Genomic DNA, 22374 nt, shown 5'->3' on the forward strand with positions numbered 1-22374 from the left:
GGCCGGAGCGGCGCTTGAAACCAACGAAACCGCAAACCAATGAAGGGGGTCAGTTCCTCAATTCGACGAGGGGGTCAATTCTTCGATTCGCTTGACAGATGGAGACTGTTCGTCAGCGTCGCGAGCCCCTACACTCGAAAATACAAATCCTGCACACGCACCACCGGCCTACTTACGTTGGTTGTGAAATCCCTAAAGTCTCGGTCCAATCCATCATGGGCCAATTTCAGCTACAACGTCCACAAACACCTTGGGCAATCAAAGTTGAGCCGCTTTGCGCCAAAACCTATCGTTGTCGAAGCTAAGCTGTGGCCAAGGCCCTTCTGTACGATCCAATGCGCTACGACATTCCATTGGTGAAGACGCAATAGATTTTGGATTGCTACCCGCATAGGCCGAGCTCACTACCTCTGTCAGAACTTCAACGAAGGAAGCGATAACAACTCGACCCGACCACGCTAAACTACGCGAAGCCAGCAGGTCGCACTACTCCCACTGCATGATGAACTGCTCGGTCGTTACATGGCCTGCGGCCCGCACTGGGCGGTCGGCAACGACGATCGAATTCGCAGAAACGCCTTTCAGAGTGAGTTTGCCGTTTTCCAGCGTCGCGCCGGCGGCATTGATGACCGCCAGCGACGGAACCGGCCCGGTCGGCCTCACGGTGCCGATCGTTTTCTGAAGCGGAGCATGAGGCTTGACGTCCGCCTCCTAGGCGAACGCCGCTCCAAAGCAGAGCACGCCCCCGGTAATGATGAGGCAGGAGAGAATTCCGAACGGCGTTGCTGATCTCCTTTCTTGGAACGGCCAAGCCACGTCGGCAGTAACCGTCCGCCGCCTCCCGGACGCCGCCTTATCAGCAGGACGGCGCTGTCGATCGCTGCTACTCGCAAGGTGGATAAGGATAGTATCCGCACCGATACCCGTTGTACCAGTAGGGATGTGCGACCGCGGCCCCTACGGCGACGGCGGCCACGCCAGCCGCCACCGGCGCGCCCGCGTACCATACACCATGGTAGACGGGAGCATGCCAGTAGTTGCCGTTATGCCAAGCGTAGGTATTCCCAGTCCAGTTGTTGTGGTACACGCCGGTGTTTCCCACACGCGCATAGTCTCCACCGTAGCGGAGCGTTGGTGCACGGATCCGAAGCATCGCGGATCTCGATCTTAGATGACGTGGGCTACGCTACCTTTGACGAGCGGGGAACGGATTTTGGACGTGCACAACCAAGCATGCGGTTGAGGATGGCGCAGCCGATGGCGGCTTCCGTCTGCTGAGCGTGAGACGATCGAGCCCACAGACGCCGCCCGATGATGGACTTGTATCGGCTGATGGCGGTCTCGACCAACGCGCGCCGGCCGTAACCGGTGGAGGCTTGCCATTTCATCCGGCCGTCTCGGCTGATTGCCGCGATATGCTGATCCCTTTGGCCGGGCGGTTGATCTTCGTTCGGTTCGACCGCGTTGACGCGTGGCGGAATGACGATGGCAGCATCGGCGCTGTGGCCGATGATCGCGTCGTAGGTGGGCTTTCCATCATAGGCGCCATCGGCGGTGAACCGTCCGATTGGACCGTCGATCTGATCGAGAAGTGGGCCCACCTGCGAGGCATCCCCGTATCCTGGTCGGTCATCGTGTGGGCGATGATCTCGCCACTGTCGGCATCCAGCGCCAGATGCAACTTGCGCCAACCGCGACGGGTTTTGGCGCCATGTTTCTCCTCCAGCCACTGACCCGCGCCATAAATCTTAAGACCGCTGCTGTCGACAAGAACATGCACCGGCCCGCTCGGTGGTCCCTGCCGATCAGACCGGCTGTTGGGCGATCGCCACGTCTGCGCCCGTCGGCTGAGCGTGGTATGATCCGGGACGGCGAGCGCCAGCCCCATCAATTGCAGCAGCGATCCCAGCAGGCCTTCGGCCTGGCGCAGTCGTAGACCGAGCACCAGGCCCAGCGTCAAGGCGGTCTCAATCGCGAGATCGGAATAGCGCGGCTGACCGCCGCGGGTCTTGCGTCGTGGCGCAGCCCAACCAACAAGCGCTTCCGGCGTCAGCCATAGGGTCAGGCTGCCGCGTTCGCGTAGCCCCGCCTCATATTCAGGCCAGTTCGTCACCTTGAATTTCATCTTGCCTATACGATGGCGGCGGGAAGAATTGTGTTTGAAAGGCATGGCGGCGGCAACCGGCTATTGAGATTGCAGCCCGCCTAAACCGCGATCGCTAAATGATCCGTGCACCAATGCCGTTGCCGACCGTGGCGACAAGTTTCTGCCCTTAACGGCACCGCAACGTTACTCAGTCATCTCGGCTGGTTTCGGGTCGATTGAGCCGCAGGTTGCCAAGATGGATGAGTCATCACAGGTCCCGGGCTGTATGCTCAACCTATCCGCATCTCCGGCTGGAGGGAGCCTTCGCAGGTGGAGTGAGGTTCCGCGACAGTCCTGCGGAACCTCACCGAAGCCGCGGTCCTTGCATGCTAGGCTGGCTGACCGAAGAAACCAGCCATGTAAACGAACCGTCCTGCACCATCCGTCCTGACAAAGTTGTATCCAGTCGCTACCTTCATACCGTCCGGCTTATGCATGGTCCAAATCGTCAACAACTCGCCGTGATGGATGAAAATCCTCTCCGTCTCGAAATAAGTGCCCGGCATCTTTTTCTGGAAGTCTTGGATATGAGCGATGAGGCCAGTGCGGCGCTCGCCCTGACCTCCGGGATTTGTGAAGACGATATCGTCAGCGACACTTTGCTGGAGCAACCGTTCCCGTTCGTCGGGGTCGATAGCCCCATAGGCCGCAAGATATGCCTTCCAGTTATTTTTCAACGTTTCAGGGCTCACTTTAAAATCCTTCCAAAGTAGCAATAGCCGCCATGACAATCAGGCTACTTGGATTTAGGTCCGATCGCATGTACTATCGATAATTGAAGATCTATCGTTGATTATCGAAAGTCTAAATTTGGCAGATGTATTGCTTGACATCATGCAAATTCTTCGTCCGCGAGCTGTGCTCTTCGCCGGTGTGGAAGCGTCGGGAGAATGGGCTCTGGGATTCCGCGAGCGCAACGACCTTCTCTTCAGTTGGGTGGAACAGGGGCAATGCCTCGTTATTCGGCCCGATCATCAACCGCTCCTGCTCAGGCAGGGAGATTTTCTCCTGATCCGGGCGTCGACGCCCTTTAGGCTCGCCTCGAGCACCTCCGCAATTGCTATCGATAGCGAGACTGCCGTCACTTCCTCAAAGAGCAGGCGACTTCGGCTCGGCTTCGGCGACGATCGACAGACGACGCTTCATGCTGGAAAATTCATCGTTTCTACAGCGAACCACGATCTCCTTGAGGAGCTGCTTCCGCAGACTGTAGGAGTCTCGGCTTCCGACCCGTCGGTCGGGCGGATCCGAGCCCTACTTGCTATGAACGAAGCGGAAGCCCGCTCGCCTGGACCGGCAAGCGAATTCGTGATCGTACGGCTGGTCGAGCTGATCCTTGTCGAAATCCTCCGGAGCGGCTTTGCCAGCATAACTGCGGAAAAGAAAGGGCTCCTGGCCGGACTTGCCGATCGATATACGGAAAGAGCCATCGTCGCGATGCACCGAGATGTCGCACGCAATTGGACTGTCGCCGAACTGGCAAAACTCTGCGGCGTATCACGAGCGGGTTTCGCCACAAGATTCAGGCGCGTTTTCGGAGTGGGGCCGATCGAGTACTTGCTGCGATGGCGCATCGCATTGGCGAAGGACGAACTCCAGAATGGTACGAAGACGGTTGCGCAGATCGCATTTTCCGTAGGATTCGGCTCGTCGAGCGCCTTCAGCTCGGCTTTCACAAGGACAGTCGGCTGCTCTCCCACTCAGTTCGCACGCGCATGCGGGACCGGGCCAACCCAGGGCATCGTCAAGTTAACGGAAGTTGGACTTTGATGTGAGACTACGGGCCATGTCAGACCATGACCCGCTTTACCGCCGCCATCGCTTTCCTGCCGAGATCATCGCTCATGCGGTCTGGCTTTATTTCCGCTTTCCTCTGAGCCTACGGACGGTCGAGGACCTTCTGGCTGCACGTGGGATTATCGTCTCCCATCAGACGGTTCGGTCATGGGCCGAGAAATTTGGGCGGGCCTTTGCAAACGACATCCGCCGCCGCGCATCCGGCCGGCTTGGCGACAAATGGCATCTCGATGAGGCTGTTGTTTCAATCCGCGGCAAGAAGCACTGGCTCTGGCGCGCCGTCGATCAGGACGGTTTCGTTCTCGATGTTCTGGTGCAAAGCCGCCGCAACGCCAAGGCGGCCAAACGCCTGATCCGTAAGCTCTTGAAGGGTCAAGGCCGTGCGCCGCGTGTGATAATCACCGACAAGCTGCGCTCCTACGACGCAGCAAAGCGAGAGAACATGCCGGGTGTCGAGCATCGATCGCACAAGGGACTGAACAATCGGGCGGAGAATTCCCATCAGCCAATCCGGCGACGAGAACGGATCATGAAGCGCTTCAAGTCGAGACGACATCTGCAACGCTTCGTCTCTATTCATGATCCGATTGCCAACCTGTTCCACATCCCACGCCACGCCATCTCTTCCAACCATCATCGCGAACTGCGCGCCGAGGCGATGAACATCTGGGCGACAATCGCCCGGGCATGACCAACAAAAGTAGCGCGCGGCGCAATCTGCCGTCCCGCCAATTAACTTTACGGTGCCAAAAGCTGACAGTAGTCGCCGACCTCGCGGGCATGGAAATCATAGGGACGCGATTGAGCAACAACGAGTCTGTGGCAATTCGTCGGGAAAGACGCTGGTGAGCGGTTATTACGGCTTGGTTTGTCCTGCTCTCCACAGCCGATGCGGCGAATTGTCTTCATAGCCAAGCTTGTCGAAACTGGCGACTTCCAAAATCAGACCCCAGGGCGCGCGGAAGTAGATCCAGTTAAAGCCAGCCAGCGGACCGGCCTCCACGCGATTGGGTCCGTCAAGCATCTCGACGCCCGCTGCGCTCAAACGCTCCGCGCAGGCATGAACATCATCGACTTCGAAGCATAGATGCATGCCGCCGACCTCGGAAGATCGCCTCGGCCGGCTGTCTTCCTCGCCGCTATACTCGAACAGCTCGACACTCGTCCCCTCGCCGCAACGCAGGAAAACCAGATCACGAATGGTCGAGTGCGCCGACGCACCCAGCTTGTTTGCCATGAAATCCTGATCAACATCGAAAGGTCCTGTCCGAAAGACCTCGATCGCACCAAAAACCGCCTGGAAGAAAGCAATACCCTCTTCAATATCCGGCACCGTGATGCCGATGTGATGCATGCCGTAGATCTTGCCCGTCATGTGATGACCTCATCCAAATTGTTGACTCGCCCGAAATGCCGGGTGTGCGTGAGTAGATTGAAACCGCGGCTTGCCATTGGCGTCGCGGAAAGGATTGTCGCAGCTAGTGTGCTGCCCGCCTGCGGGAAGCTGAATAGATCAGCGCCGCGACGACGATCAGGATGCCTTGGAACAGATATTGATAGGTCTGCGTGAGGCTAAGGAAGGTCACCGCGCTCAGCACTTCCGTCAGCAGGACGGCACCGAGGACCGTTCCGATAAATGTGCCGCGACCACCCGTTAGGCTCGTGCCACCGAGTACGACCGCCGTGATGCTGGACAATGTATAGTTGACGCCCTGGCGCGGATCACCGACGCCGATCTGTGTCATCAGCATGACCGCGCCGAAGGCTGTCATCAGGGAGCAAGCAATATAGCCGCTGATATAGGTCAGATCGATACGAATACCCATTCTGCGCGCCGATTCCTCGTTTGAACCGACCGCCCGCAAGCGCCAGCCAAGTCTCGATCGACGCAGGGCGTATTCACCGATCAGCGTCACGACGACGAGGATGAGGAAGGCGACGGGAAGCGGCCCCCATTGCCGGTTGACCCAATCTGTGACGGCCGAGCTGATATAGCCGTCCGGATTTTCGCGCAGCAGAAAGCTGAAACCCTGTATCGCAATATACATGGCAAGTGTTGCCGCAATCGGCGTGAAGTTCGCGTATCGGATCAAAACGCCATTGACGGCGCCCGTGACGAACGCACCGGTCAGCATGAGCAGAAATCCGATCAACATCATACCGTTCGACATGTCCTCGGTGACGAAGAACGAGGCGACGACGACGAGAAAACCGGCAAGCGGGCCGACGGACAGGTCGATGCCGCCCATGAGCAGCGCGATCGTCTGTCCAAGGGCGATGAAGCCCAGCGCGGTCGACAGCAGGAGGATGTTGTAGATGTTGTAGATCGACAGAAAGTTGTCGTTCTGGCCGTTGACGAAAAGCCCAAGAAGAATGGTCACAAGCGCCAACGGCGCGACGGGCGCAATATCCGACTGCAGGAAATGCCGCAGCCCCCTTGCCGCGGTCCCTCTCCAACCGCTTTCGACATCGTGAGTGACGGCCTTGACTACCGCTGCGACAATACGTTCTTCGGTGACATCATCACCGGTCAACGTTTCGACGACGTGACCGCGCGACATAACGATGACTTTGTCGCACAGCCCCTCGAGCTCGACCGCATCGGATGAGTTGACGACAACAGGTGTTCCCGCCTCCGAGACGTCACGCAGGATTCGATAGATCTCGAAGCGCGCTCCGACGTCCACGCCCTGCGTGGGCTCGTCCGCAATGACGATGCCAGGCTCTGACAGGAGGGCGCGCGACATTACTACCTTTTGCTGATTGCCGCCGGACAAGGACATGATCGGCGCTTCGAGACCGGGAGCTTTGACCGCCAGCTCGCCGAAGATCGCGGTGACTTTTTCGTGCTCTCTCCTGCTGTTCATGACGCCACCTGCGGCGAACTTCTCCAGCGCAGAGAACGTGGCGTTCTCGCGTACCGTCAAGCCACTCGCCACGCCTTCGAGATGTCTGTCAGACGGCATGAAGGCAGATTGACGCAACAGCGTCGGTTGATTGAGAACCTGCCCGTGAAGCGTGACCGCCCCCTCTGCCGTGTGCAGACCAGCAAGCGTGCGCATCAACTCTGTCTGGCCGTTGCCGGAGACACCGGCGACGCCAATGATCTCGCCGCGCGCTACATCAAAGCTTACATTGGCAAACCCCTGGCCGCTCAAACCCGCAACGGACAGACTGGCCTCCCCGCCGACCCGCTTCGATTTTGGCGGAAAGGCAGCCTCCAGCGTGCGGCCGACGATGAGATTGACGAGCTCGGCATCGCTGGTGTCATCGACAAGGGCCGAACCGCGCACGCGTCCGTCTCGCATGACAGTGACGCGCTGGGCGATCTGGCGCAACTCTGCCAGACGGTGGGTGATGTAGATCACCGAGGTGCCAGCCTTCATCGCCTTGCGGATCAGTCCGAAGAGAATGTCAGTCGCCTCCTGGTCGAGAGAGGCCGTCGGCTCGTCAAGGATGAGGAGCTTCGGTTTCATTACGAACGCCTTGCCGATTTCGAGCAAATGCTTCTGCGCCACCGTCATCTGGCCGGCGCGCATGTGCAACGGCAGGGCTAGCCCGACAGTGTCGAGCATCTCCCTTGCGACTTCCCTCATGGGCCGACCGGAAAACACCGATGGCGGCAGGGCAACGCTCAGATTTTCGAGGATCGACAGGTCGTTGAGGATGGCGGGATGCTGGAAACAGATGGCAATGCCGATGGAACTCGCGAACTCGGGCGTCATCTGCCTGATACGTTCGCCCTCGAAGCTGATCTCGCCCTCACTTGGTTGGAGTGTGCCGGCGATGATGTTCATCAAGGTCGACTTGCCTGCACCATTCTCACCGAGAATGGCATGGACCTCGCCGGGCCGGAATTCGACGCTCACGTCGCGAAGCGCAGCAATACCCCCAAAGTATTTGTGGATTCCGGTCAGGCAAATCGTCTGGTCGGAACGGGTCGAAAAAGGTGTCGCGTTCGCATTGATTTCTGCTGCAGCCATAGCTTGTCATCCGCTGGAAGGGAAAACCTGCCCGGAAGCGATGCTCGGGCAGGTCTTGGGTGTTTTGCGATTACTTTCCGACCGCCTTGGCCTGATCATCGGCAGAAAGTTCGGAGGACAGGTAGATCGCGCCCGGCAAATCCTTGCGGCACTGCACCGCGTTCGGCTTACCGGATACCGAATCCTCGAAGGCCGGTGCCTTGAAAACCTGCTCGCTCGGCGGTGTGCCGCCGGTCGCAAGCGCGACGGCCCATTCGACGGCGAGCCTGACATTGTCGTTGCCGGTTGCGACCGTGAAGAGCTTGAAGTCCGGATTGCTGTCCTTGTTGTCCTGCCAGAAGCACCCGAGCGAATTGCCGTCAGAGGTGGCTAGCGCCGGGATCGACTTTCCCTGCTTGGCAAAGAGCGGCAGCGCACCGACGAGAGAGGGACCGAAGTCGGAGATGATCGCATCGATCTTCTGGTTCTTGGCGATTTCCGCCGTCAGTACCTTCTGCGTCAGCGCCGGATCCCAGTTGGTGACGGCGAAGGGCTCCTGATTGACGAAGACATAGTCGGGGCCAAGAACCTTCTTGAGGCCCTTGAGTTCATCGAGGCCCTGGCTGTTGCCGGCAGGCCCGGAGAGGAAGAGGAGGTTTCCGCCTTTCGGCAGGACGCTCTTGATCCAGTTGCCCCAGCTTTCGCCATCGTTTTCGAAGGATGCGCCGACGAATTTCGAATAGTTCTGGCCATCCTTGCCACCAACAGCGACGCGATAGGGAACGACGACCTTGCCGGATTTGAAGACGCTGGTGATGGCCGGAAGCACGGCCGGGCCTGCATCGCCGAAGACGACAAGCGCATCAAGACCCTTGGCCGCCATGCTCTTGATGTCGGAGATCGATTTCAACGTATCGCCCTGACCGTCTGCATATTCGTACTTGGTGATGCTGGGGCAAAGATCCACGGTCTGCTTGCCGGAGGCCGTCGTGACCTGGCGCCAGCTGTTGCCGCCATAGCCGTCCAGTAGTCCGAGCGTTGCCTTCTTCGGGCCACACCAGGATGGAGCGTCGGCCTTGGCGACACCGGTAGTGGCGAGTGCTGTGATCGCGGCCACAACGGAAAGCGCCAAGTATTTCGAGAGAGATGCATGTTTCATGTTTTGTCCTCCACTTTTCTTGTCCCAGTCGTTGTCTTGCGGTTTACCGTCCAGCGGATCGAGTAAACACCGATGCCAAAACCCAGAGCCAAGGCCTGGATGATGGTTTGAGCTGAAAACGGCACCCCTACCGTCAGTGCGAATTGGCTCAATTGGTTGAGGAAAAATGCCGCGATGACCGTCGAGACCGGATAGCCTCGTCCACCGAGAAGCGACGTACCGCCAAGAACCACGACAGCGACGGAGGGCAGCAGCAGGCTGTCCCCCTGAAAGGCGGTGGGCTCGCGGGTGATGCCGGCAATCAGTGTGCCGGCCACGCAATAGAGAAGCTGCGCATAGACATAGGCCATCATCTGGTGAACACGCACGTTCAGTCCGGCAGCTCGTGCGGCAAGAGGATTGGCACCGATCGCCTCGAACCGTCGACCCGCTACCGTCTTCTTGAGTGCGAAGCTCACGAGCGTCATGCCCGCCAGCGCGAAGATGACCGAGTTTGGCAGGCCGAGACTTTCGCCGCTTGAGATCTCGGCCAGAAGGTTGGTGGTGATCGAGGGGACGCCACCCGACGTAGCAAAGACAACTGAGTAAAGCAGTGCGTTGGTGCCGATCGTGGCGATGATCGCGTTCAGCCTGAAGATGCTGACGAGAAGCCCATTCAGGGAGCCAGCGACGAGCGAAATGCCAATCGACAGAAGGACTGCCTGATAGAGCAACGCATCGTTCTGCTGCGGAAAGTGGGTTGCGATGACGACGGCAAGCGACACCGCACCGGGAAGGGAAAGGTCGAAGCCGCCCTGCTGCACCACGAGCAACTGACCGAGACCGGCGATGGCGATGATTGCCGCAAAGGGCAGGCTTCCCGAAAGGGCGCCCCAGGACAGGCTCGAAGGCGCAAAGACCGCGCATACGAGAAGGAGAACGAGCGTCGAAAAGACGACAGTTACGAAGCTTCGTGCCAGCGGCATCGACAAGATTGTCTTCCTTGAACGCTGATTCGAGGCGATTGAGGTGACGTTCGTCATCGAAATCTGTCTTTCACATTAGAGGTCCCGGCACCCACCATCGGACCAACACCGGCACGCGCAAGGTATCACGCCGATGTGCCCCGGCCCTCGAGAAGGCCCGCGCAACCAGTTTTTAGAACGTGAGGAAAAGGGTTCGAGACGGGTTTAGAGTTCCCGATCGCCGATGACCCATCTTATCGCCGGGTCGGCTTCTGGGGGCAGCTTGGGCTGATGAACCCGCTCGCGAAATGACGCATCGTGCCGCGCATTTTGCGATTCCAAGTATTCGATGTGGAGCCCGCCACAAATACTTCCGGCTTCTGCCAGCCAGTCACGGATCTCATTCCAGGTGATTGTGCCTACCGCTCTCATTTTCCCTCCTCCTCAGAAAATCAGTCGTAAATATGCCTATGCAGCCATTTCGGGCGCGTTATCCGCGACCTCCGATCGTCGGCCGCCATTCGTAGATGGCGACGCTTGAATAGACTCCATGGAGAACAAAGGGGTCCTCCGCGCTGAAGCGATGCATCTCCTCCAACGAACCGACATCGGCAACAACAATTCCGCCTCCGCCCTTGCCGGCTTCGTCCACGATGGGTCCGGACTGGACAATGTTGAGCCGGTCGGATCGCAGGTAACGTTTGTGATCCTCAAGGTAGATCTGACGAAGCGCTGCCCTCTCGGGGTCGGACAATGCCACGCGAACTGCAAGCATGACGTCTACCTTCTCACCGCCGTATCGCCCTTCCGTCCTCGGTTTCACCACGGATATCCAGATCTCACATTATCGATGGTACCCGTATGAGAGACAAAGAAAATAACGGATTTATCCATTTTGGACTTACGGATGATCGTGTGGTCTCCCATCAAAACCCGCCGGGGCGCCGCTCGATCAGCAGCGCCCCACATCCCTCATACAGCCTTGGGAGGCTCTCCACGGAAGGCACGTTCAAGCAGGTCGGTCAGCCCGCGTTTTTCCAACGCACGGGGGTTCCAGTAGGCGTTCGACATCGCCTGTTCAACGGCGACCTCGACGCTGTCGTCAGGCATGCCGAGATCCTTCAACGACATTGCTGCGCCAAGCCCGTTGGCGAGGTCGAAAAGCCCGGCGGCCGCGTCTGCGACTCCAAGCGCCTTGCTCAGCCGCGCCATCGCCTGCGGCGTCGCATCGGCGTTATAGGCGACCGCGTGTGGCAGCACCGCCGTGTGCATCTGAGCATGCGGCAGGTTGAACATGCCGCCGAGCGTGTGGCAAAGCTTGTGGTGCAGCGCCATGCCGACCGAGCCCAGGCAGACGCCACAGAGCCAGGCGCCGTAAAGCGCGTCCGCCCGAGCAACCTCATCTTTGGGGTTCGAATAGATAAGCGGCAAGGCGCGGGCGATGGCGCCGACCCCCTCTTCCGCCATCAACGAGATGATCGGATTGGCTTCCTTGGCGTAGAGCGCCTCCACCGCGTGGGCGACGGCATTGATGCCGCTGGTCACCGATAGAGACACGGGCAGCGTCATCGTCAAATCGACGTCGTAGACGATGACCTCAGGAAGAATGCGCGGATCGGATTTCGTGACCTTGCGCCCTCCCTCGGTCTCGCCGAGGATCGGCGTGGCTTCGGAACCTGCATAGGTGGTCGGTACGACGATCTGCGGCAGATCGGTGCGAAAGGCGAGCGCCTTGCCGAGCCCCGTCGTCGATCCGCCACCGATGGTGAGCAGAGCATCGACGGCATGCTCTTCGACAACACGCATGGCATCCGCCGTCACTTCCACTGGCGTATGCATCTGCGCCTTCGAATAGGTCGCGACGACGCTTGATCCCATATGCCGTGCGATATCGGCGGCCTGCCCGGCTTGCTCGGGCGTGGAAAGCACGAGAATGCGCCGTGCCCTCAGCCGTTCGGCCTCTTCTGGAAGGCGCGCGACGGTGCCGTGTCCGAAGATGACGCGGCCGGGATTCCCGTTGTAGACGAAGTTTTCCAATTCTGCGCTCCTATCTCGTCTGATCTGGACGGGCGAGCACGAAGTCATAATCGGAGCGCCAGAGAGTCTCGCCGCCCTCGACCCTCGTAAACGGTGCGACAAGCGTCTTCTTGACGCCGAAGACGGTGTCCGATTCCAGATAGGGATCGCCGCCGACGAAGGTATGCGTCACCAGCTTCTGAAAGCCGTCGGCGCGAACCATGTAGTGCATATGGGCCGGGCGGTAGGGATGACGGCCGAGGCTTGCGAGCATCTTTCCGACCGGCCCGTCATCGGGGATCGGATAGGAGACGGGCTTGATGCCGACGAAGCTGTAGCGCCCGTCCGCGCCGGTCACGAAGACGCCTCGATTGTTCCATTTCGGCTGGATATCGGGCTGCTGGACGTCGTAATAGCCTTCCGCATTGTCGGACCAGACGTCGATCTTGGCGTCCGCCACGGGGTTGCCATCGAGATCGAGTACACGTCCGATGAAGAGACAGCTTTCGCCCTTGCCGTCCAGGCAGATCTGGTCGCCCATCTCGCGAACGGCGCAACCCTCCACATGAAACGGCCCGAAGACCGTATTCTCCGTCGCGCCCGCCGGCCGCCTGTTGTTGATCGCATCGACAAGCATCGACAAGCCAAGCGTATCGGACAGAAGAATGAACTCCTGCCGTTCCTGCGTGCAGATCTGCCCGGTCCGCGTCAGGAAATCGATACCGAAGTCCCATTCGTCCTGGGTGAGACTGATCTCGCGTGCGAAGTTGTGGAGATGCTTGACGAGACAAGCCATCACTTCGGCGAGGCGCGGATCGACATCCTTTCCCATTCGGGCGTTGACGGTCGCAACCGAATGCTCCTCGGTGAAAAAGCCTGAGGGCGACGTGCTCCCGCTCGCTTGATCGGACATAAGCTGCACTCCTGACATTAAGGTATGATCCGATCGGCCCGCAGCCGTTCGAATGCGTCGATGAACGAGCCTGTCGTATCCTGGTAGTCGAGAAAACTCAGCTTGCGGCTGCGGCCCATGTCGTTGAACGTCTCGATCTGGCGACCGAGATCGGCATCCGAATGCCAGAAGGACGCGACACGCGAGAGCGCGTTCGGCTGCAGATCGAACTTCTTGACCATTTCGTTCCAGATCGGCTCCGCGCCCGCCATCTGCTCTTCGAGCGGCGTCGGCGCGCCGGAATAGGGCGCGGCTTCGATGCCGAAGTAATTGGCGATGCGCGGCCAGAGCCACTTCCAGCGGAACACCTCACCGTTGACGACATTGAACGCGAGGTTGGCGGCTGCCTTCGTCGTCGCCGCCCATTTGAGGTGCTTGGCCAACAGCCGGGCGTCGGTGACGTCGGTCGCGGCTTGCCACTGCTCCGGCGAACCGGGGAAGACGAAGGGCCTGCCGGTTTCCCGGCAGATCGAGGCATAGACTGCAAGCGTCGCCGCCATGTTCATGGCGTTTCCGACGGCATAGCCGATCAGCGTATGCGGGCGGTGGATGGACCAGGTGAAGCCGTCCCTCGCCGCAGCTGCAAAGACTTCGTCTTCCTGAACATAGTAGAAATTCTCGCCGGGAAGACGCTCCTGCTCTTCGCGGAAAGGGGTCTCGGGCTGCGTCTTCGCGTAGGATTCGAACGGTCCGAGGTAATGTTTCGCTCCCGTCGTCAGAGCCACGTGCTCGACGCCACGCCCCTTCAGGGCATCGAGTACATTGCGAACGATCGCGCCGTTGACCTCGCAATTCTTCGCCTCGGTCTCCTGGCGCGACCAGGCCGTGATGAAGACATGGCTCGGTCGCGCATCAGACAATGCGGCCCGAACCGAAGTGCCATCGACGAGATCACAGCTCAGCGTCTTGACGCCAGCAATGGGGCTTTGCGAGCGCGACAGGCCCGATACCGTCCAGCCACCTTCGGCCAGGAGATTTTCGGCAAGATTGCTTCCGGTAATCCCGGTCGCGCCGACGATAAGTGCGTGCTTGGTCATGGTCTATCCGTTCAGCAGTGTGATCTTGATGCTCCTCGTCGGATCCTGGCCGAACGAGAAAGCATCGACCGCGTCGGTCAGGGCGTAGTCGTGCGTCTGGATCGGAGAGAGGTCGATGCCTGTCCGCTCCAGGAAGCGAATGGCGGCCGGCCAGACGCCGGGAGATCCGATGCAGCCCCGCACGGTCAGGTTCTTCATCTGAATCTGGCCGATTACGACAGGTACCTTCCGGCCGATATTAATCCCCACCATCGACATGCGGCCCTCTTCGCGGGCGTAGTCGAATGCGGCGGCGAGCGATGCGTCATGGCCCGAAGCCTCGATGGCGAGATCGGCGCCGTGACCTCCGGTCAATTCGCGGATTTTTTCTGCGGCTCCGCCATCAGCTGGATCGATCGCCACGTCGGCGCCAAGACGCTTCGCCACCTCGCGACGCGAGGCCAGGGGATCGACGACGATGACGCGAGCCCCCATCCCGATGGCTGCCGCGGCGGACACCAGACCGATCGTGCCGCCGCCCGAGACCACGACGGTCTCGCTGGCATTCGTGCCGCCCGAACGCAGCACCGCGTAGAAGCCGCAGGTGAAAGGCTCGATCAGCGCGGCCTTCTTGTCGTCGACAGCGTCAGGCAGCTTGTGCAGCCATTCCGGATTGACGGCAAAGAATTCGCGATCCGCTCCGCTCATGGAGAAGCCGAAATGGTGCAGCCGCTCCGGCGTGCGCACGACGCATTCGCCGACGACGCGATCGCCCTTCTTGAAGCCGGTCACATTCCGCCCCACCTCGACGATCTCACCGCTCCATTCGTGACCGGGGGTCACGGGATAGGAGATCGGGATAATGTAACGTCCCGCCAGCAGCTCATAGTCGGAGTGGCAGATGCCCACCGCCTTCGTGTGAACAAGGACCTCGTTCGGCGACATCTCCGGCATGCCCATATCGACGATGGTGGGCTTTTCCGGAGCTTCGAAAACCAGAGCTTTCATGTCTTCCTCCTCAGACCTTCTCCAGCGCGCCGCTCTTTGCGGAGCGCACGATGGCTTCAAGCAATGCAATGTTGTTGATCATATCCTCGCCGGTGATCGGATAATCGGCCTCACCGCGAATAGCGCAGGCAAAGGCCCGCAAATTGTCGCGAACCGGTTCAGTGGGCGGCACTTCACGGACCGCGATCGGCTGGTTCTTCCAGCCCTCGGTCACGACCCAGCCGTCGGGTGCCTCGACATGAGCCTTGTCGCGCACTTCGATCCATCCATCCGTGCCGAAGACGGCGAAACGGGAGACGAAGGGTGTGGCAAGTGTTGCCGAGACATAGGCCGTGCCTCCACCCGCAAAGCGGATATGCGCGCTCATCGTGTCGCCTTGCGGGATGCTGGAGGCCAGGTTCTCGCACACGACGCGGACATCCGTGGCGCGACCCATCAGCTTCACCGCAAGGTCCGTCAGATGGATCCCGGTCGCCGTCATGCCGCCAGCCGGCGCTTGGTCCGCCTTCAGACGCCAGTTCGACGGGTCGAGGCCGAGAAACTTGTCATGGCTGAAATTCGCCTCGATCTGCAGCAGCCGGCCGAGTTTTCCCGACTTGGCTGCCTCCAGAATTTCAGCGACCGGAGGCTCGAAGCGGCGCTCATGGCCCATGCCCAACACAAGCCCGGCCTTCTTGCAGAGCGCGACCGAGACTTCGGCGCCGGCGCGTGTCAGATCGAGCGGCTTTTCGCAAAACACTTGCTTGCCCGCGGCCACGACGCGCGCGATCTGCTCCCGATGAAGCGAATGTGGTGTCGCAAGAACGACCGCTTCGATCGTCGGATCGGCCAGCGCCTCATCCATGTCAGGGGAATATTGCAGGCCCATCTCGGCTGCGAAGGCAGCGGCGTCAGGGCTAGGATCGACCGCGCGCACGAAATGCATCTGCGCGCCGCCGGCATTGACGAGGCTCGCCATCTTGCGGCCCCACCAGCCGAGACCGACCAGGGCCGCGGTGACCGGGTTTTTCTCGACCACGGTCATCGATTGTCCACTCGCTTGTTAAAGGGATGAATGTTGACGGTCTTCCACACGCCGGCCTTGGTGAATGGATCGGCCTTGTTGAAAGCGACGACCTCTTCCTTTGTGTCGGCTTCGAAAACGAAGAGCGAGCCGATCATGGTTTCGTTATCGTCCGCCAGCAACGGGCCGGAAATCACCGTCTTGGTCTTGCCTGTCGAAAGATAGGCCTTGTGCGCATCGTAATTTGCGAGCCGCTTTTCGACTCCGCCCTCGTGGTCAAGGCAATGAACAGCGTAAAACATGGATAATCCCTTTCGAATTCAAGCGATGGAGTAGCCGCCATCGACCATCAACAATTGGCCGGTAATGCCGCTCGCCGCATCGGAGAGCAGGAACGCGACCGTGGAAGCAATCTCTTCGGGTTTGATCAGCCGGTTGATCGGCGTGTCGTCGAGCCATTTCTGCATAACGGCGGGCTGCGCGCGGCCGACTTCCGCCAGCATGACGGTATCGGTGTAGCCCGGGCCGACGGAATTGACGCGCACGCCAGATCTTGCCCATTCGGCCGCCAGAACCCGGCACATATGAGCGACGCCGGCCTTCGACACGTCGTAGCCGACATGGAGCTCCGGCCGAACGGCTTTGACGCTGGCAATCGACGCCGTCATCACAATAGCCCCTCGCCCGGCCGCGACCATAGGCCGGCCGAATGCCTGGACCGTCCAGAAGACGCCATCGAGATTGACGGACATGACGGTGCGCCAGTCCGCCTCGCTATGATCCAACGCCGTGCGCTCGTAGGACATGCCAGCATTGGCGAAAATACCGTCCAGAGGGCCAAAACGTTCGGCAACCCTTGCTGCCGCGGCCTCGACCGAACTCTTGTCGGTGACGTTGAAAGTGACCGCTTCCGCCGTTGCTCCCGCCGCGCGAATGTCGTCGCGGGTCTTCTCCACTGAGGCATCACGATCGGCGGCAACGATCATTGCTCCGAGCGAAGCTAGGTACCGGCAGGTGGCGCTCCCGATACCACCGGCCGCGCCGGTGATCAGAAATTTCCGCCCGCTGAGGTCCATCGGATTCTTCATGATCAGGCCTTCATGTTCACGAGGATCTTCATGTGGGTGGCCTTGGGGTCGAGCAGCGCCTCAAAGCCTTTTTCGACCACATCTTCTGGTGCGATCTGCGCCGTCACGACCTTTTCGACCGGGAAGATGCCGGCGCCGATCATCGAGGCGATGCGGGGCCAGATCTGCACGGGGTAGCACCACGTCGCCTCGACGGTGATATCCTTCAACGCCCAGAGCATCGCGTCGACCGAGGCTGGCCTCACATGCAAGCCCACCTGCACGACGGTACCGCGGCGACGTACGGCCTTGGCGCAAAGGTTGAGCGACGCCTCGGCCCCGACACATTCGAGCGCGACATCGACACCCACACCCTCTTCGGTCTGATCACGGAACAATTGGTCCGTATCCGTTTCGCGCGGATCGAAGACGACCGCTTCCGGGACGAGCTGTTGCGCCAGGGCACGACGGTTCGGATTGAGCTCGGAGACGAAGATCTTCGTCGCACCGGCCGCCTTGGCCGCCAGCAGGACAAGCGCGCCAATCGGGCCGACGCCCGAGACGAGGACGCTGCTGCCGCTGGTCACGCCACCGCGGTCGACGCCATAGAGTGCGACGGCGGCCGGCTCGATCATGGCTGCCTGAACGTCCGAGACCGTGTCCGGCACGGGAATGGCGTTGTAGCCATTGATAACGGCGCGCTCGCCCATACCGCCCCAATCCCAGGAGAGCCCCACGACCGCCATGTTTTCGCTGAGATGGAAGAGGCCGCGGCGACCATAATAATCATCGCGCGGCGAGATCAGCGGCTGGATGGAAACGCGCGAACCTGGGGACACGTGCGTGACGTTCTTGCCCACTTCCAGGACCCTGGCGGAAAATTCATGGCCGAGGATCTGCGGCAGGGTGGCGCCAGAATAGGAATTGGGGGTGGCCGGCGTCACGATCGGACCTGCGATATACTCGTGCAAGTCGGTGCCGCAGATGCCGCAGACCAAGGGCTCGATCAGCACCATGTCATCGCTGAGTGGGCCGCTTGGCGCAGGCACGTCTTCGACGCGGATGTCTTTCTTGGAGTAGTATCGTACAGCCTTCATTGCCATGCCTTTCATGATTACTGTGCTGTCTGGCCGCCGTCGCAGGCCAAACGTGTTCTTCTCAGGTCAGCACCATGCCACCGTCCACCATGACGGTCTGGCCGGTGATGTAGTCGGATGCATCGGATGCGAGGAATGTGGTAACGCCCGCAATGTCCTTCGGAAACGAGACACGGCCCAGCAGGATCGATTGCGAGAACTCGTTGAGCGCCTGTTCCGGCTTTTCGGTCAGTCCGTGTTCCATGAATTCTCGGTCGAGCTGTTCCCACAGCTCTGTCTTGACGACGCCGGGCGCGAAGCAGTTCACGGTGATCTTGTGCTCGGCGAGCGCGCGGGCCGCGGCCTGCGTAATTGCGACGACCGCGAATTTCGAGGCGCAATAATGCGCAAACAGCGGATAGCCCTGCTTGCCGGCGATCGAAGCGGTACTGACGATCTTGCCGCCGTGACCCTGCGCGATCATCTGCTTTGCAGCTTCCTGGGTTCCGATCAGGACGCTGAGCCCGTTGATCTTCATGATCCGGTCGAAATCTTCTTCCGTTACTTCTAGAAACGGGCAAGTCTGGCTGATGCCGGCATTATTGAACATGACGTCCAGATGGCCGAAGCGCGAGACGGTTTCCTCGATCAGCGCCTTGACGCTCTTGCGATCGGAGACGTCTACGGCAACTGCAATGGCGCTGCCGCCAGCTGACGAAATCTTCGAGGCGGTCTGCCGTGCTGCGTCCGCATTCAGGTCGGCGATGACGACATGGGCGCCCTTTTCGGCGAGATCAGAGGCAATGCCGGCGCCGATGCCGCGCGCTGCTCCAGTGACTATGACAACCTTATTATTGACCAACCCACTCATGGCATTCTCTCGTATTGAACTAGACTTTTGTGCCGGCGCACAGCTTCAGGCCGCGCAGCGATTCACTGCAATTCATTCGGCAGATTGTGAGGGGCCGCGCCGTTTCGCCGGCGCTTTAAGCGCAGCGATCGAGCGATCTACGATACGGGATGATGGGTGCGTCAAAGATGCGATGACGCTTTCCGCCTTACATCTCATCTCAAATTCTCCTCCGAAATACAGATTAGACCGCTGGCAACAAAATATCGCTTGCGGAAACACACCGCCTCCGCAGCATCTATAGTTTGTTGACGGCTTATATTCCTCCCACAGGAACCGCCGTGCGATCCGAAAAGAAAGCTAGAGGATGAACCTGTGCTTCGACAAACCTATAATTATCCAAAATGGATATATTCAATGCAGCAATCGATCTGGTTCAGACGATAAGATTTCAAATGGGAGGAAGCGGCGCCTGCGCCGAAAGAAATAAAGTATTCAGCTCAGCTTATGCGCTCCTCCATGAAATGACGGCATTGGATATTTCTGGCCGGCAAACGCCGCGAGGGAAGGAAGGTTGTGCATGAGTGAGACGTTGAGAGTGGGATGGGCCGGCATCGGAAAGATGGGCGCCCCGATGAGCAGACGTGTCCTTGAAAACGGATTTCCTCTGACGGTCTACGAGCCACTTCCCGAAAACCGCGCCTCCGTCGTCGCCCAGGGCGCAAACGTGGCGCATGCACTGGAAGATCTGGTCGAAGCTGCTGACGTGGTGATGCTCACCATCCCGAACGACGCGGTCCTGCGCCAGCTGACATTGGCGCCATCCGGTCTGGTCGAGCTGTTGAAGCCCGGTCAAATTCTCGTGGAAATGAGCACCGTTTCTCCCGAGCTCTCGGCCGAAGTTGCCGAAGCGCTCGGCCGCAAGGGTGTGGCCTATCTGCGTGCGCCCGTTTCCGGAAGCACCGTCACCGCATCGTCCGGCATGCTGTCCGTCATGGTCTCGGGGCCGGATGAGGCCTATCGCAGGATCGAGCCAATTCTTGCAAGTTTCTCGTCCAAGCAATTTTATCTCGGCGCCGGCGAAGAGGCACGTTATCTGAAGCTGGTCCTCAACGCCCTGGTCGGAGCGACAGCCGCTCTACTCGGCGAAGCGCTGACGCTCGGGCTGAAGGGCAATCTCTCGGTCGAGACCATGCTGAACGTCATCTGCGAAAGCGCGGTCGCTTCGCCTTTGATCGCCTACAAGCGGGATCTGCTGGTCAATCGCAATTTCGATCCGGCATTCTCCGTCTCGCAGATGATGAAGGACTTCGATCTCATCCTCGGCGCGGCAAAATCCGACCATGTGCCCATGTACCTCGCCTCCATGATCCGGCAACAATATGAGGCGGCATTTGCCGAAGGACTTGCCGAGAAGGACTTCTTCGTCCTTTTCGAGCAATACGAACGGCTTGCGGGCATGACACGGGAAAAGAGCGCCGGGTCTCAGACCCTGAAAGCCATCTGAGCGGACTGGCGAAAGGAAATATTGCCAGCTAATCTGATCGTCGATAGCGCGACGGTTGGGAGGCCGACGTGAACGAATATGAAATGCTGCGCGTCATCGATTTCATCGAGAAAACGCGCCGCCCATTCAGGGAGGTTGTCGAAGCGGCCGACGAGGATGCGATCTGGCTGATCGTCACCTTCCTGATCAAATCGCATATATTGAGCCAGACCGTCTCGATCTCGACGCTCGGCCAGGAATCCGGCCTACCCTATGCAACGTCGATGCGGTTGATCAACCGTCTCATCGACGGCGGCTATATTCTCAAGGTTGCCAAGGGCTCGACGGGCAAAAGCTTTGCGCTGCAGCCGAGCGAGCGGTTGCTTCGGTCCTTCGAAGTCTATGCGCGCAAGACGAAATCGCTACTCGCCCAGACCTTGGGGCTTCGCGCCGGCGAGGAGGAAGACGAATATTATTTCGGCGGCACGCCTCTCGGTTCGCAGATCATTCCGCCGATGCGGCTTGTCCAGAAGCGCGCCGAGTCGCAGATCGAGCTTCGCTTCCTGCTGAACGACGACAATTACTTCTCGGCGATGCGGAACATGTGGGCAGACTTCCGCAACAATCTCGCCTCCCGCAAGAATTTCGACCTTCTGCCGCTCCCGGATCTCTATTTGCGGGCACGTGAAAACGGCGCCAAGTCGCTCTCCGACTACGACGTCATTGCTATCAACATGCCCTGGCTCGGCGAGTTTGCAGAAAGCGGCGTCATCAGGCCGATCGATCAGTACATCCAGAAGACAGGCATCAATCCGCTCGATTTTCATCCGTCCATCTGGTCCTCTGCGACCTGGGAAGGCCGCGACTACGGCGTTCCGGGCTATTGCACCGTCGAGCTTCTCGCCGCGCGAAAGGATCTGTTTGCCGATGCCGGCCTCTCCTTTCCCAAGACCTTCGACGACGTCATCACTGCGGGCCGCAAGTTCCATTCACCTGACGAAGGCATGTTCGGCGCGGTCTGGGACGGCGCGCGCGGCATGCCGATCGCCTCGAGCTTCCTGTTCTTCATGGGCGCCTGTGGGCAGCCGGCAATCTCGCTACGCAAGACCCGCTCCGGCTTCACGCTCGATGGCGCCAACCTGGAAGAATTGAGCTGCACCATCCTGTCCGACGCCGGATTTGCGGCTCTCGACTACATGCGCCGGCTGATGGAAATCTCGCCGCCGAAGATTCTCGAGCTGGCCTGGGACAAAACCCTAGAAATCTTTCTGAAGGGCAAGTCGAGCCTCGGCTATTTCTGGACCATGCGCGCCGCCCGCTTCGAATATGACGTCCAATCCGTCGTGAAGCGTCGCGTCGAATATCTTCCGCAACCCTACGGCCCCGGCGGCACGCGCGCTTCGCCGATCGGCGGCTTCGTCTTCTGCATTCCGACCAATCTGCCGGAAGAGCGCGTCGAGCTTGCGGCAGATGCGATCGCCTGGATGGCGTCGCGAGAAGCAATGAAAGCGCACGTGAAGAACGGATTCCCGGTCGCGCCGCGCTTTTCCGTTAGCGCCGATCCGGAAGCTGCGGCCAGCTCGCCGATCGTCCGTTTCGTGGATCAGTTGGCAAAGAAGAACCTGCTGCACACCTGGCAGCGGCCGAAGATCCCGCAATACACGACGATCGAGAAGGTTCTCGGCGAAGAGATCCACGATGCGCTGCTCGGCAACAAATCGCCGAGGCGGGCTCTTGAGCATGCTGCCGCGCAGATCGAAGCCAGCCTCAAATCCACTCACAAGACCTGGCCAAGGCAGAGCGTCGTCTGACCGACATACCTAAGCGGCAGCCCCTTCGAGCCGCCGCCAGTGCACGTTTGCAGTTGGCTGCGCCGGCCGCTCAGCCGCCTA

19 protein-coding genes and 2 pseudogenes are annotated in these 22374 nt (G+C 59.8%); 4 read left to right on the top strand and 17 right to left on the bottom strand.

What is annotated here, in order from left to right; genetic code table 11:
- Positions 1-489 precede the first annotated feature (489 nt).
- From PY650_RS29290 to PY650_RS29300, 3 genes and pseudogenes are all read right to left on the bottom strand, one after another.
- Positions 490-741 (bottom strand): annotated as a pseudogene (locus tag PY650_RS29290) (hypothetical protein); the annotation flags it as partial.
- Between the two features lie 440 nt (positions 742-1181).
- Positions 1182-2170, bottom strand: a pseudogene (locus PY650_RS29295) (IS5 family transposase).
- A gap of 305 nt (positions 2171-2475) precedes the next feature.
- On the bottom strand, positions 2476-2838 hold the full coding sequence (locus PY650_RS29300) for a nuclear transport factor 2 family protein (protein ID WP_285883250.1): 363 nt from the start codon (positions 2836-2838) through the stop codon (positions 2476-2478).
- Positions 2839-2956: 118 nt separating this feature from the next.
- Between PY650_RS29300 and PY650_RS29305 the strand changes: the two genes are divergently transcribed.
- Positions 2957-3916, top strand: coding sequence for an AraC family transcriptional regulator (locus PY650_RS29305; protein ID WP_285883251.1), 960 nt, complete (start codon positions 2957-2959; stop codon positions 3914-3916).
- A gap of 16 nt (positions 3917-3932) precedes the next feature.
- Complete coding sequence (locus PY650_RS29310) at positions 3933-4634, top strand: IS6 family transposase (RefSeq protein ID WP_285883252.1); 702 nt, start codon at positions 3933-3935, stop codon at positions 4632-4634.
- A gap of 165 nt (positions 4635-4799) precedes the next feature.
- Here PY650_RS29310 and PY650_RS29315 read toward each other — a convergent pair whose 3' ends face one another.
- The 14 genes from PY650_RS29315 to PY650_RS29380 all read right to left on the bottom strand — a co-directional run bounded on the left by PY650_RS29315 (position 4800) and on the right by PY650_RS29380 (position 19017).
- Positions 4800-5318, bottom strand: coding sequence for a VOC family protein (locus PY650_RS29315; protein ID WP_285883253.1), 519 nt, complete (start codon positions 5316-5318; stop codon positions 4800-4802).
- A 103-nt stretch (positions 5319-5421) separates the two neighbouring features.
- Complete coding sequence (locus tag PY650_RS29320; RefSeq protein WP_285883254.1) at positions 5422-7926, bottom strand: ATP-binding cassette domain-containing protein; 2505 nt, start codon at positions 7924-7926, stop codon at positions 5422-5424.
- A gap of 70 nt (positions 7927-7996) precedes the next feature.
- The gene (locus PY650_RS29325; RefSeq protein ID WP_285883255.1) at positions 7997-9064 is read right to left on the bottom strand and encodes a substrate-binding domain-containing protein; all 1068 of its coding nucleotides are present in this window, start codon (positions 9062-9064) and stop codon (positions 7997-7999) included.
- A complete protein-coding gene (locus PY650_RS29330) occupies positions 9061-10029 on the bottom strand; it encodes an ABC transporter permease (protein WP_285883291.1) in 969 nt (322 codons plus the stop codon). Before PY650_RS29330 ends, PY650_RS29325 begins: the two co-directional genes overlap by 4 nt.
- Positions 10030-10498: 469 nt before the next feature.
- Positions 10499-10831: a YciI family protein gene (locus PY650_RS29335; protein ID WP_349644524.1), complete on the bottom strand. Its 333-nt coding sequence runs from the start codon at positions 10829-10831 to the stop codon at positions 10499-10501.
- A gap of 149 nt (positions 10832-10980) precedes the next feature.
- Positions 10981-12045 (bottom strand): maleylacetate reductase, encoded by a 1065-nt coding sequence (locus PY650_RS29340; protein ID WP_285883256.1) that lies wholly within the window; start codon positions 12043-12045, stop codon positions 10981-10983.
- A gap of 10 nt (positions 12046-12055) precedes the next feature.
- Positions 12056-12937 (bottom strand): intradiol ring-cleavage dioxygenase, encoded by an 882-nt coding sequence (locus PY650_RS29345; protein ID WP_285883258.1) that lies wholly within the window; start codon positions 12935-12937, stop codon positions 12056-12058.
- A gap of 17 nt (positions 12938-12954) precedes the next feature.
- Positions 12955-14013, bottom strand: coding sequence for an SDR family oxidoreductase (locus PY650_RS29350; RefSeq protein ID WP_285883259.1), 1059 nt, complete (start codon positions 14011-14013; stop codon positions 12955-12957).
- Between the two features lie 3 nt (positions 14014-14016).
- Positions 14017-15000: a zinc-dependent alcohol dehydrogenase gene (locus PY650_RS29355; protein WP_285883261.1), complete on the bottom strand. Its 984-nt coding sequence runs from the start codon at positions 14998-15000 to the stop codon at positions 14017-14019.
- Between the two features lie 10 nt (positions 15001-15010).
- On the bottom strand, positions 15011-16024 hold the full coding sequence (locus tag PY650_RS29360) for a Gfo/Idh/MocA family protein (protein ID WP_285883262.1): 1014 nt from the start codon (positions 16022-16024) through the stop codon (positions 15011-15013).
- Positions 16021-16305: a YciI family protein gene (locus PY650_RS29365; protein WP_285883263.1), complete on the bottom strand. Its 285-nt coding sequence runs from the start codon at positions 16303-16305 to the stop codon at positions 16021-16023. The genes PY650_RS29360 and PY650_RS29365 overlap by 4 nt, the downstream gene beginning before the upstream one ends.
- A gap of 18 nt (positions 16306-16323) precedes the next feature.
- The gene (locus PY650_RS29370; protein ID WP_285883264.1) at positions 16324-17091 is read right to left on the bottom strand and encodes an SDR family NAD(P)-dependent oxidoreductase; all 768 of its coding nucleotides are present in this window, start codon (positions 17089-17091) and stop codon (positions 16324-16326) included.
- Between the two features lie 2 nt (positions 17092-17093).
- Positions 17094-18167 (bottom strand): zinc-binding dehydrogenase, encoded by a 1074-nt coding sequence (locus tag PY650_RS29375; RefSeq protein ID WP_285883265.1) that lies wholly within the window; start codon positions 18165-18167, stop codon positions 17094-17096.
- 61 nt (positions 18168-18228) lie between these two features.
- Positions 18229-19017 carry a glucose 1-dehydrogenase gene (locus PY650_RS29380; protein ID WP_285883266.1) on the bottom strand — a complete coding sequence of 263 codons (789 nt, stop codon included), beginning with the start codon at positions 19015-19017 and terminating at the stop codon, positions 18229-18231.
- Positions 19018-19576: 559 nt separating this feature from the next.
- Between PY650_RS29380 and PY650_RS29385 the strand changes: the two genes are divergently transcribed.
- Both PY650_RS29385 and PY650_RS29390 read left to right on the top strand, forming a co-directional pair.
- Entirely contained in the window at positions 19577-20503 is a 927-nt protein-coding gene (locus PY650_RS29385; protein ID WP_285883267.1) for an NAD(P)-dependent oxidoreductase, read from the top strand.
- Between the two features lie 68 nt (positions 20504-20571).
- Complete coding sequence (locus tag PY650_RS29390; protein ID WP_285883268.1) at positions 20572-22293, top strand: extracellular solute-binding protein; 1722 nt, start codon at positions 20572-20574, stop codon at positions 22291-22293.
- Positions 22294-22374 lie beyond the last annotated feature (81 nt).

This window comes from Martinezella calliandrae, from assembly GCF_030272695.1.
In the GTDB taxonomy this organism is placed as follows: Bacteria; Pseudomonadota; Alphaproteobacteria; order Rhizobiales; family Rhizobiaceae; genus Rhizobium; species Rhizobium calliandrae.

Bases quoted from the DNA above. Each gene is read 5' to 3' on its own strand.
- PY650_RS29310 (WP_285883252.1), top strand. From the start codon at position 3,933: ATGTCAGACCATGACCCGCTTTACCGCCGCCATCGCTTTCCTGCCGAG.
- PY650_RS29315 (WP_285883253.1), bottom strand. From the start codon at position 5,318: ATGACGGGCAAGATCTACGGCATGCATCACATCGGCATCACGGTGCCG.
- PY650_RS29320 (WP_285883254.1), bottom strand. From the start codon at position 7,926: ATGGCTGCAGCAGAAATCAATGCGAACGCGACACCTTTTTCGACCCGT.
- PY650_RS29325 (WP_285883255.1), bottom strand. From the start codon at position 9,064: ATGAAACATGCATCTCTCTCGAAATACTTGGCGCTTTCCGTTGTGGCC.
- PY650_RS29330 (WP_285883291.1), bottom strand. From the start codon at position 10,029: ATGCCGCTGGCACGAAGCTTCGTAACTGTCGTCTTTTCGACGCTCGTT.
- PY650_RS29345 (WP_285883258.1), bottom strand. From the start codon at position 12,937: ATGTCCGATCAAGCGAGCGGGAGCACGTCGCCCTCAGGCTTTTTCACC.
- PY650_RS29350 (WP_285883259.1), bottom strand. From the start codon at position 14,013: ATGACCAAGCACGCACTTATCGTCGGCGCGACCGGGATTACCGGAAGC.
- PY650_RS29355 (WP_285883261.1), bottom strand. From the start codon at position 15,000: ATGAAAGCTCTGGTTTTCGAAGCTCCGGAAAAGCCCACCATCGTCGAT.
- PY650_RS29360 (WP_285883262.1), bottom strand. From the start codon at position 16,024: ATGACCGTGGTCGAGAAAAACCCGGTCACCGCGGCCCTGGTCGGTCTC.
- PY650_RS29365 (WP_285883263.1), bottom strand. From the start codon at position 16,305: ATGTTTTACGCTGTTCATTGCCTTGACCACGAGGGCGGAGTCGAAAAG.
- PY650_RS29370 (WP_285883264.1), bottom strand. From the start codon at position 17,091: ATGAAGAATCCGATGGACCTCAGCGGGCGGAAATTTCTGATCACCGGC.
- PY650_RS29375 (WP_285883265.1), bottom strand. From the start codon at position 18,167: ATGAAGGCTGTACGATACTACTCCAAGAAAGACATCCGCGTCGAAGAC.
- PY650_RS29380 (WP_285883266.1), bottom strand. From the start codon at position 19,017: ATGAGTGGGTTGGTCAATAATAAGGTTGTCATAGTCACTGGAGCAGCG.
- PY650_RS29385 (WP_285883267.1), top strand. From the start codon at position 19,577: ATGAGTGAGACGTTGAGAGTGGGATGGGCCGGCATCGGAAAGATGGGC.